8 protein-coding genes are annotated in these 10,736 nt (G+C 73.9%); 1 reads left to right on the forward strand and 7 read right to left on the reverse strand.

The annotated features are described in order from the left end of the window. The 4 genes from ACGFQC_RS34610 to ACGFQC_RS34625 all read right to left on the reverse strand — a co-directional run bounded on the left by ACGFQC_RS34610 (position 1) and on the right by ACGFQC_RS34625 (position 4,408). Positions 1 to 801: a polysaccharide deacetylase family protein gene (locus tag ACGFQC_RS34610; RefSeq protein WP_363092717.1), complete on the reverse strand. Its 801-nt coding sequence runs from the start codon at positions 799 to 801 to the stop codon at positions 1 to 3. Then, complete coding sequence (locus ACGFQC_RS34615; protein ID WP_363092716.1) at positions 798 to 1,829, reverse strand: glycosyltransferase family 2 protein; 1,032 nt, start codon at positions 1,827 to 1,829, stop codon at positions 798 to 800. The genes ACGFQC_RS34610 and ACGFQC_RS34615 overlap by 4 nt, the downstream gene beginning before the upstream one ends. Next, complete coding sequence (locus ACGFQC_RS34620; protein ID WP_363092715.1) at positions 1,826 to 2,656, reverse strand: glycosyltransferase family 2 protein; 831 nt, start codon at positions 2,654 to 2,656, stop codon at positions 1,826 to 1,828. Before ACGFQC_RS34620 ends, ACGFQC_RS34615 begins: the two co-directional genes overlap by 4 nt. Positions 2,657 to 3,202: 546 nt before the next feature. Beyond that, positions 3,203 to 4,408 (reverse strand): S8 family peptidase, encoded by a 1,206-nt coding sequence (locus ACGFQC_RS34625; protein WP_363092714.1) that lies wholly within the window; start codon positions 4,406 to 4,408, stop codon positions 3,203 to 3,205. A 306-nt stretch (positions 4,409 to 4,714) separates the two neighbouring features. Between ACGFQC_RS34625 and ACGFQC_RS34630 the strand changes: the two genes are divergently transcribed. Then, on the forward strand, positions 4,715 to 5,521 hold the full coding sequence (locus ACGFQC_RS34630) for an SGNH/GDSL hydrolase family protein (RefSeq protein ID WP_363092713.1): 807 nt from the start codon (positions 4,715 to 4,717) through the stop codon (positions 5,519 to 5,521). Positions 5,522 to 5,525: 4 nt separating this feature from the next. Here the strand turns inward: ACGFQC_RS34630 and ACGFQC_RS34635 are convergent, their stop codons facing one another. Genes ACGFQC_RS34635 through ACGFQC_RS34645 form a run of 3 tightly spaced genes read right to left on the reverse strand, consistent with a single transcriptional unit; the run spans position 5,526 to position 10,564 of the window. Continuing rightward, a complete protein-coding gene (locus ACGFQC_RS34635; protein ID WP_363092712.1) occupies positions 5,526 to 7,157 on the reverse strand; it encodes a serine/threonine-protein kinase in 1,632 nt (543 codons plus the stop codon). 51 nt (positions 7,158 to 7,208) lie between these two features. Further along, positions 7,209 to 8,960, reverse strand: a complete 1,752-nt coding sequence (locus ACGFQC_RS34640) for a nickel transporter (RefSeq protein WP_363092711.1) — start codon at positions 8,958 to 8,960, stop codon at positions 7,209 to 7,211. Beyond that, a complete protein-coding gene (locus ACGFQC_RS34645; protein WP_363092710.1) occupies positions 8,957 to 10,564 on the reverse strand; it encodes a tetratricopeptide repeat protein in 1,608 nt (535 codons plus the stop codon). The genes ACGFQC_RS34640 and ACGFQC_RS34645 overlap by 4 nt, the downstream gene beginning before the upstream one ends. Positions 10,565 to 10,736: the final 172 nt, after the last annotated feature.

Below are 10,736 nucleotides of genomic sequence, written 5' to 3' on the forward strand. Positions count from 1 at the left end.
TCAGGCCAGGACCCCGGCCGCCCTGCGGTGGATCCGCCGGGCCCCGCGGACCACCGCGTACCCCTTGGTGAGGGCGCGGTCCCGGGCGAAGGTGCGGGCGACGGCGCGTCCGTCGAGGAGCCGTTCGAACTCCTCGACGCCGGTGCCGCGCCGCACGGTCACCCGCCGCAGGGCGTACGGCCCCTGCGCGCGCCGGGCCAGTGTGTTGCCGACGGCGAGCGCCTGGGCGAACCCGTGCTCCCGCACGGCCGTGCGCACCCGTCTGCTGGAGTAGCCGTAGGGGTAGGCGAACGAGGCCGGCAGAGCGCCCAGTTCGCCGGCGACGATGTCCCGGCAGCGGGCCAGCTCGGCGTGCAGCGCGGTGTCGTCGAGCTGGTCGAGCTGCGGGTGGCTGTGGCTGTGGCCGCCGATCTCGACGCCCGCGCGGGCCAGTTCGCGCACCTGCGGCCAGTCCAGCATGGTGTCCGGGCCGCCGCCGGTGTCGTACGCGCCGCGGAGCCAGCCGGTGGACACGAACAGGGTGGCCGGGAAGCCGTGTTCGGCCAGGGCGGGCAGGGCGTGGCGGTGCACGCCCTCGTAGCCGTCGTCGAAGGTGATCAGGACGGGCAGGGCGGGCAGCGGGCGGCCGGAGCGCCAGCGGGACGCGAGGTCCGCGGTGGTGAGCGGGGTCAGGCCCCGCTCGGCGACCAGCGCCATCTGCCCGGCGAACGCCGCCGGGGAGACCGAGAGGGACCGGGTGGCGTCGTTCGGGTCGGACGCCACCGCGTGGTACATGAGGATCGGGATCCGCGCCCCGGTCATGCGGCGGCCTCCCGGTCCGCCCCGGCGGGCGCGTCGACGCGTACCTGCGAGAACGTCGTCCCGTTCCGCCGCGCCCGTACGCTGCCCACCACGTAGCCGGCGGCGGCGGTGAGCACCCCGGCGACGATCGCGCCCGCGCGCCGGGCTCCGCCGGGGCGGGCCAGCGCCTGGTCGCGCAGTCCCCGGGCCACCCCGGCCGGCAACACGCGGGTGGCGTAACGGCGTTCGGACTCCAGGCCCTTGCCGGCGCCGACACTGCGGGCGACGAGCGCCTTGGAGAGGCCCTCGGCGTAGGTGCGGGTGCGGAAGTACGCGAAGTGCTCGCGGGCCTCGGGCACCCTGTGGTGGATGACCGCGCGGTCGTCGACGAGCAGGACGGCGTCGGGTCTGGCGCGGCTGAGGCGGATGCACAGCTCGGTCTCCTCGCCGCCCAGCGGCCGCTCGTCGCCGTCGCGGCCGATGCCGGTGGCGAAGCCGCCCGCGAGGTCGAACGCGGTCCGCCGGAAGGAGGCGTTGCCGCCGAGGACGTTGCGGACCCGGACCAGGCCGGGCGGCAGGCCCCGGTAGGAGCAGCCCACCACCCAGTCGAACTCGTCGGGGAACCAGTCGGGCCGCCGTCCGGACGCCCACACCGGCTCGGTCCGGCCGCCGACGGCCATCACCCGCGGGTCGTCGTAGGCGGCGGCGAACCGGCTCAGCCAGTCGCGTTCGGCGACGGCGTCGTCGTCGAGGAAGGCGACGACCTCGCCGCTGGAGGCGGCGATGCCGGTGTTGCGGCCGGCCGACAGTCCGCGCGGGCCCGCGTTGGGCAGCACCCGCACCCCGGTGACCTCCTTGTACTCCCTGGCCAGCCGGTCCAGGAGCACCGGGTTGTGGTCGACGACCAGCAGGGTCTCCAGGGCCGGCCGGCTCTGCGCGCGCACCGAGGAGACCGCCGCGAGGATGTCCTCCCAGCGGTCCTCGGTGTACACGCAGACGACGACGGAGACGCGGACGGACGGACCGGCCGGGGTGTCGTTCGCGCTCAAGACACCTCTCCCCGGACCCCGTCGAGCATCCGCGCGCGGCGGCCGTCGCGGCGCAGCGCCCGCCGGTTGGACCGTTCGCCGATGATCACCCGCAGCACCCGCAGCCCGTCGCGCACGGCGCGCAGGTTGCTGACGCCGTGGATGCGCAGGTACTCGTGGCTCGGGATCTCCTGCACCTTCAGCCCCGCCTTGACGACCCGGATGTTCATCAGGGTCTCGACCTCGAAGCCGGTGCAGTCCAGGTCGATCTTGTCCAGGCAGTGCCGCCAGAAGGCGTTGTAGCCGTAGCACAGGTCGGTGTAACGGGCGCCGAACTTGTGGTTGACGACGGCGCACAGGACGCGGTTGCCGAGCCGGCGGACGAAGGTCATGTCGTCGGTGCCGCCGCCGTTGGCGAAGCGGGAGCCCTTGGCGAAGTCCGCGCCCGAGACGAGGGCGGAGACGTACGACACGATCTCGTTGCCGTCGGCGGAGCCGTCCGCGTCGACCATCACGATGATGTCGCCGCTGCACGCCTCGAAACCGGTGATGAGGGCGTCGCCCTTGCCCCGGCCCTGCTGTCCCACGACCTTGACGCCGGGCCACAGTTCCCGCGCGACCTCGACGGTGGCGTCGGTGGAGTTGCCGTCGACCAGCACCACTTCGTGGATCCAGTCCGGCAGGGTCTTGAAGACGTACGGAAGGTTCTCGGCCTCGTTCATCGCCGGGATGACGACGCTCACCGGTGGCGTGATGGCCAGGTGAGAGGAGATGGGCCGGTACTTCCCGGCGGTCGACGGGGCCTGACGATCCTGGCCCGGTGTCGCCGGATGCAGAACGGAACTCATCAGTCTGGTCCCTCTCGTCCGGTGGACCGCCCACCCCCGGGCGGCCCGGATGTAAGTCCGGTTCGAAAGGGGGGTTGTTGTGTCACCCACGGCCGCACGGCATGACGGAAGACCTCTCCGTCAGCCCTGCGGCCCGGCATGGCGGAAGACCTCTCCGCGCACCCCGGGTGAGCTGGCAAAGCCGGCCGGCCACCGGAAAAGACGGCAGCCGACTGCGCGGCACGACCCGGTCACCAGGTTCGGTCACCGGGCACGGCACCCCCCTACCGCGCCCCGCGCCGGACACCGTCACGCTCCTTGAGCCCTCCCCTGGAGCCGCTTACCGACGGTCCGATGCGGGTGAGATGTCTGACGGTATTGACGAATGCGCCCGTATGGCAAGACCTGGAACGAGGCCTCACCTTTTTGTTCGTTTGACCGTTACAGAACGGGTCGTCCCGTGCCGGGACGGACCTCGATGGTCAGGAACCCGACACAAACGCTCCCCGGAGGCCGGGCGCGCCTCCGGGGAACGGTGTGACCGGTCGCCGTCTCAGCGGCGTCGGATCACGGGACGATCTTCAGCAGGCGGTTCGGCGAACCGGTGCCCGCGCTGGTGACCTTGCCGGTGGTCGCGCCGTTGACCAGCGCCGTGGCGACCTGGGCCGGGGTGGCCGAGGTGTGGCCCGCCAGGTAGATCGCGGCCGCGCCCGCGACATGCGGGGTCGCCATCGACGTACCGGAGATGGTGTTGGTGGCGGTATCGCTGGTGTACCAGCCCGCCGTGATGGAGGAGCCGGGGGCGAAGATGTCCAGGGCCGAACCGTAGTTGGAGTAGCTTGCCCTGGCGTCGGTGCTGGTGGTGGCGCCGACCGTGATGGCCTCGGCGACCCGGGCCGGGGACGACGAGGAGGCGCTGGTGTTGCTGTTGCCCGCCGCGACGGCGTAGGTGACGCCGCTGGCTATGGAACGGCGCACGGCCGCGTCCAGGGTGGTGGAGACGCCGCCGCCGAGCGACATGTTGGCGACCGAGGGCCCGGAGTGGTTCGCGGTCACCCAGTCGATGCCCGCGATCACACCGGCCGTGGTGCCGGAGCCGGAGTTGTTCAGCACCCGGACGGCCACGATCTTCGCCTTCTTGGCGACGCCGTAGGTGGTGCCCGCGATCGTGGTGGCGACGTGGGTGCCGTGGCCGTTGCCGTCCTGGGCGACGTTGTCGCCGTCGACGGCGTCGTAGCCGTTGACGGCCCGGCCGCTGATCTGGGAGTGCGTGATGCGTACGCCGGTGTCGATGACGTAGGCCGTCACACCGCTGCCGGCGGAGTCCGGGTAGGTGTAGGTGCCGGACAGCGGGAGCGAGGTCTGGTCGATGCGGTCCAGGCCCCAGGGGGCGTTGGACTGCGTGGCGTCCACGTGGACGGTCTGGTCCTGCTCCACGGCGGCGACCGCGGGGTCGGCGGCCAGTCTCCTCGCCTCGGTGGCGGAGAGGGTCGCGGTGTAGCCGTTCAGCGCGGCGCCGAACGTCTTCTTCACCGAGCCGCCGTAGTTCTTGATGAGGTCCTTGCCGGTCGCCGAGGAGGCCTTGAAACCGGCGTCCTGCTTGAGGGTGACGATGTAGCTGTCCTTGACGGCGGTGGGGGAGCCTGCCGCGAGGACCCTGCCCTCGGCCGGGGCGGCCTGGGCGGGGAGCGCGGTCAGTCCGCCGACGAGGGCGGCGGCCGCCACGGTGGCGGCGGCGGAGACTCGGACCTTGTTGCTGCGAAGGTGTGCCATTACGAGGGAGTCCTCCTCTAGGCGGCGCACGCCGGGGTGGGGCGTGCGTCTGTGGGGGGTGCGCGCGGAGTCGGCGCACACGGCGTCGAGCGTCGCGGCGTTCCGCTCTCGGCCGGGGTAAAGACTCCGTCATCTGCCGCCGCAGGACAAGGGTGTTGAAGGACAGTCAACAAAATTGACGTGCCCACGTAACAAACGGGAAATGATCGATCGCCGTCGAGCCGAACAGATTTGGCATGGACACTTCCTGTCAACGCGCGTAGCTGGTACCAAGGTTGCCGCAGAGATCCTGTTAAGGGAGGTTCCATGAGACGTTCCCGCATCGCCGTACTCGTCAGCTCGCTCTTCCTCGCCGTCGGCGCCGCCCTCACCGGCGCGGCCTCGGCCCAGGGAGCCCAACTCGCCGCGACCGGTGGCTACGTGGCCCTCGGCGACTCCTACTCCTCAGGCGTCGGAGCCGGCAGCTACATCAGCTCCAGCGGCGACTGCAAGCGCAGCACGAAGGCCTTCCCGTACCTCTGGAACGCCGCACACGCCCCCGCCTCGTTCTCGTTCACCGCATGCTCGGGCGCTCGAACGGGTGATGTTCTCGCCGGACAGCTCGGCCCGCTCAACTCCTCCACCGGCCTGGTCTCCATCAGCGTCGGCGGCAACGACGCCGGCTTCGCCGACGTCATGACCACCTGCGTCACCAGCTCCGACAGCACCTGCCTCAGCCGCATCAACACCGCCCGCGCCTACGTCAGCTCCACGCTGCCCGGCCAGCTCGACAGCGTCTACTCGGCGATCCGCTCCAAGGCGCCCGCCGCCCGCGTCGTCGTCATCGGCTACCCCCGCTTCTACAAGCTCGGCACGACCTGCCTGGGCCTGTCCGAGACCAAGCGCAGCGCCATCAACAACGCCTCCGACCTCCTCAACAGCGTCACCGCCCAGCGCGCCGCCGCCCACGGCTTCGTCTTCGGAGACGTCCGCACCACCTTCACCGGCCACGAGATCTGCTCCGGCAGCTCCTGGCTGCACAGCGTCAACTGGCTCAACATCGGTGAGTCCTACCACCCGACCGCGTCCGGTCAGTCGGGTGGCTACCTGCCGGTCCTCGACAACGCCGCCTGAGCCCTCACTCCGAGGACGACACGGAGGGGGAGGCCCCGCCCGACGGGGCCTCCGTCTCGCACGTGACCGAGAACGGCACCGAGTTCGACGTCACGCGGCTCGGTTCGCGCACCTCGACACCGATCGCGTTGCGGTACGTCCCGCTCTCGGCGTGCGTGGTCACGACCACCCTGTCCTGCCCCGACTTCCCGCCACCGGCGGGAAGTTCCAGGGTCTTCCAGTCCGCGTCGACGAGTTCGCCCTCCTGCGACACCCACCGGTAGGACACCTGTGCGGGCAGCCGGCCCACCGTGATGGTCACCGTGAACGTGGGCGCCTGCGCGTCCGGCGGCGGGCAGGCGCCGGAGTAGTCCGTGTGCGAGCCGGTGACCGTGACCGCCACGGACTGCGGCGGAGCCTGACTCGTGGCACTTCTGCTCTCGCTCGGACTCGCGTCCGGCGAGGGCTCCCCGCTGTCCGAGGTCTCGCTCTCCCGCGGCGTCGCGGACGGACTCACGCCCTGCGACTGGCTGTTGACGACGTCCCCACCACCACTGCCACTGCCACCGTCCCCGTCCCCCCGGCTCAGCAGCGCGTACGTCAGCCCGCCGACCGCCAGTGCCAGCGCCGCCACCCCCGCGATCAGCACCCCCGCGGTACGCCGGTCGCGGCCGGGCCCGGTCCGGGTGGTGTCCTCCTGCGGACCGGTCCAGGGCGGAGCCGGCGACGGTCCCGGCGTCGGCAGCGGCTCGGTGCGTGACGTCACCGGCGGCCCGGCGGCCGTCGGCGGATACGGCGTCGCCGCCCGGAACGTGCCGGGCCGGGCGGTGCCGCCCGCGGCGACGACCCGCAGATCGGCCTCGGCCACCTCGGCCGGCACCCGTTCGGCCGGGTCCTTGCGCAGCAGCCCCTCGATGACGGGGGCCAGCGTGCCCGCCCGGCGCGGCCGCGGCAGCTCCTCGTCGACGATCGCGCGCAGGGTGCTCAACGGCGTGTCGTGCCGGAAGGGGGAGCTGCCCTCGACCGCCGCGTACAGCAGCACGCCCAGTGACCACAGGTCCGACTCGGGACCCGGCGTGCGGCCCAGCGCCCGCTCCGGCGCGAGGAACTCGGGCGAGCCGATGACCTCGCCGGTCATGGTGAGCGCCGAGGTGCCCTCGACGGAGGCGATGCCGAAGTCGGTGAGCACCACCCGGCCGTCGTTGGACATCAGCACGTTGGCCGGTTTCACGTCCCGGTGCAGCACGCCCGCCTCGTGCGCCGCCCGCAGCGCGGCCAGCACCTCGGCCCCGATGTGCGCGGCCCGCGCGGGCTCCAACGGGCCTTCCGCGTCGAGCAGTTCGGCGAGGGAGATGCCTCGTACCAGCTCCATGACGATCCACGGCCGGCCGTCCTGCACGGCCACGTCGTACACCGTCACCACATTGCGGTTCGCCACCCGGGCGGCGGCCCAGGCCTCACGCTCCAGCCGGGCGTACAGCCGCTCGACGTCCGAGTCCGGCAGTCCGGCCGGAGCACGGACCTCCTTGACGGCGACCTCGCGGTGCAGCACCTCGTCCCGGGCCCGCCACACCGTGCCCATGCCGCCCTCGCCGAGCGGGGACAGCAGACGGTAGCGGCCCGCGATCAGACGCTCACTGCCGGGCTCTTCGGTCACCGCGCACCCCCTTCCCCCTTCGCATCCTGGTGAATACCTCCTCAACGTAGCTCAGACCAGTACGGATGCGGCCCCCTTGAGCACCAGTCCGACCCCGAGGGCCACGACCACCAGCGCCGACCACAGGGGCAGGTTCCGGCGCACCAGCGCCACCGCAGGGTGGCCGGTCCGGCGCGGGTTCCGGTCCAGCAGCCGGGCCGCGCCCGTGCCCAGCCGGACGACGGCGAACCCGGCGGCCGTCAGGGTCAGGGCCAGCCCGATCCCGTACGCGACGACGAGCAGCAGCCCGAACCATGCGTGGCCGAGCGCCGCGGCACCGACCAGCACGACGACGGCGGAGGGACTGGGGACCAGTCCCCCGGCGAAGCCGAGCAGGATCGTGCCGCGCAGGGTCGGGGCGGTGGGATGGCTGTGGGTCACACCGCCGTGGGTGTGGGTGTGGGGGTCCGTGTCCGTGTCCGTTTGGTGGTGCCCGTGATCGTGTCGGTGTTCGCCGTCGTGGCGGTGATGATGGTCGTGGTCGTGGTCGTGGTCGTGGTCGTGGTCGTGGTCGTGGTCGTGGTGGGTGTGGCCGTGGCCGAGATCGTGGTGGGTGTGGCCGTGGCCGTGGCCGTCTTCGAGGTCGCGCGGGTGCTCGTGGGCGGTGGCCCGGCCGGGGTGTTCCGCGGACGCGCCGACGAGGGCCGGCCGACGGGCGGGCGGCTTCGCCTGCTGGTGCGGACGCGGGTGCGGATGGGGATGGGGACGGGGATGCCGGTGTCCGGCGCCGTGTCCCCGGTGGTGCCAGGCCCGTCGTACGAGGGTCGTGCCCGCGAACAGGACGAGGGCGCCGCTGGCCAGGCCCAGCCAGGCGACCACCGAGGGCGCGGCGGCCGAGCCGGCGGTGACCAGGAGGCCGAGGGCGACCACGCCGAGGGTGTGGGTGACGGTGACGGACGCGGCCAGGGGCAGGACGTCCTTGAAGCGGGCCCGGTTACCGCGGGCGGCCGCCGTCGCGGCCATGAGGGTCTTGCCGTGCCCCGGCGCGAGGGCGTGCATCGCACCGAGGCCGACGGCGAGGACCAACGCCAGCGCGGCGAAACCGAGGGTGAGGTGCTGCCGGGCGACCAGGCCGTCCAGGGCCCGCGTCCAGCGGTCCGCGCCCCGGGGCAGCACGGACGCGGCGGGCGCGTCGTCCTCCTCGGCGAGCGCCGCGCCGCCCGGCCGCACCCGCAGGGAAGCGGTCGCGGTGTCGGCGGGCGAGGACAGCAACTCGTCCGGATAACGCGTCAGTTCGTCCGACACCGACTTCCGCGGTACGTCCGCTTCGGTGAGTGTCATCCGGTCGCCGCGTGCGGTGATCTCGCGCCAGCCGGGCCCGGAGGAGGCGCCCGCGCTCCGGAAGGTGAGCGACACCGACGCGGCCTCGGGCAGCGGAGCGGTCAGCCGGCACCGCACGCGCAGGGTGTCGAGCCCGGCCTGTCCCGGCCGCAGCTCGGCCGCCGCGGCGCCGGCCGTGAGGGCGACCGTACGGCCGTCGACGGTGAGGCGGCTGCCCGCGGCGGCCGCGGCACACCGCTGCCGCGCCCACCCGGCCGGACCGAGCCGCTCGACGTCCGGCTTCGCCTGGGTCGCCGGGATCTCCGCGAGGTCCTCCACGTGATCGACGCGCAGCCGGCCGGGGGCGGCCACGAGGCCGTCGTAACGGTTGACGGTGAAGTTGCCCAAGGGGTGCGCGCTCGCACTGGTGGAAGGGAACAGGGCGAGCGCGCACCCGGCCGTCAGGACGGCCGCGCAGGAGGCGAACACGCGACGGAGCGTCACTCGGCCGCCCCCAGCGTCTTCAGGGCGGCACGGGCCTCGCGGGCCCCGAGGGCCGAGAAGCCCGGGTTCAGCTCCAGGGCCGCGGTGAGGTGGGTGCGGGCGTCGTCCGGGTGGCCCGTGGCCCGTTCGATCACGCCCCGGTGATAGAGGAAGGCGGCGTTGCGGTAACCGGTGGCCGTGGCCCGCCGGGCGTAGCGGAGCGCCTCGTCGTCCTCGCCGTTGACGTGCAGGGCCCAGGCGAGGGCGTCCGCGGTGTGCACGGTCCGGCGGCGGTCCCATTCGGCGCGGGCCGCGCGCAGTGCCGCCGCCCGGTCGCCGTGGTCGGCGGCGGCGAGCGCGGTGTCCAGGTCGGTGTTGACGCCCCCCGCGCGGGCGAGCGCCGTCCAGGCGTCGACGAGCCGGTACCGGTCCCGCGCCTTCGCCGCGTCGCCCGCGCCGCCGCGCACCTCGTACAACTCGCCCAACTCGACCAGCGGGCCGGGGAGCGGGAAGCGGGCGACCACGTTCTCCAGCCCCTCGATCGCCTCCGCCTGCCGGCCGCTCGCCGCCAGGACGCGGGCGCGGCCCTCCAGCGCCGGGAGGTAGTCCTCGTCGGCGGTGAGGGCACGGGCGTAGTGGGTGAGGGCGGTGTCGTCGTCGCCCTGGTCCCAGGCGAGCCGGCCGAGCTGGGTGGCCACGTAGGCGGTGTCGCCCGGCGTGATGGAGGCCGCGAGCGCCTGCTCCAGCACCCGGCGGGCGGTGGTGACGTCGCCGCGCAGCTCCTGGACGTACGCGTAGCGGGTGAACACCGGTACGCCGGGCCGCCGTTCGTCGGCCGTGCGGGCCGCCCGCGCCGCCTCCTCGTACCGGCCCAGCTCGACGAGCGCGTCGATGCGGGAGCACAGGGCGCGTTCGTTGTAGGGGTTCAGCTCCAGGGCCCGGTCGGCGTGGGAGAGCGCGTCGGCGAACTCGTGGCGGGCCGCGGCGAGCGCGGCACGGCCGGACAGGGCCTGGTCGTTGTCCGGGCGCAGGGCGAGGGAGCGCTTCAGCGCCTGCTCGGCCTGCGGGTAGCGGGAGGGGTCGCCCTGGGTGCGGGCCTGCTCGACGTAGGCGAGACCGAGGGCGGCCCAGCCGCCGAAGTCCTTCGGCTGGTCGCGGAGATGGGCCTGGAGCGAGGCGATGCCGGTGCCGAGGTCGGCGGCCGCGAGCAGACCGGGGGAGATCGCGGCGGCCGCCGCCACCGGCGCGTCCCCACCGTCCCGCACCGCGCCGAACGCGATCGCTCCCGCGGTGAGACCGACGGCCAGCATGGCGGCACAGGCCCCGAGCCGCACGGACCGCCAACGGCGCCCCGCGGCGGCGACCCGCCGGACGGCGGCGACCCGCTCGTCGGCGGGGCCGGGTGCTTCGGGGGTCCCGGTGGGCGGGGCGGTCCCGGCGGCCACGGCCACCCGGGGTTCGCCGGTCGGCTCGACCGCGTCGGCGGTCTCCATCCCCTCCGGCCGCCGTGCCGTCGGCGGGCCCGCCGCTTCCCCGGACGCCGTTTCCTCCGCCGGGGCGGTGGCATCGGGCCCGGAGGCCGGCCGCTCGCGCTCCGGTCCGCCGTCGTTCGTACGCGGGGGCATGCCCTCTCCTCGGTCGCCTGGAGTGAATCGTCCTGCGCTGGTGCGTGGGGGTGGCGCGGCCCGCGCCGGGGGGGATGAGTACGCGGGCCGCGCCCCGCGGGGGGGCGGGGGGGGGGGGGCGCCGGGTTATCCCCCCCCCCGCCAACGGGGGCCGCGGTCCCACGGGCCGTCG

It is taken from the genome of Streptomyces sp. NPDC048734 (genome assembly GCF_043198675.1).
In the GTDB taxonomy this organism is placed as follows: Bacteria; Actinomycetota; Actinomycetes; order Streptomycetales; family Streptomycetaceae; genus Streptomyces.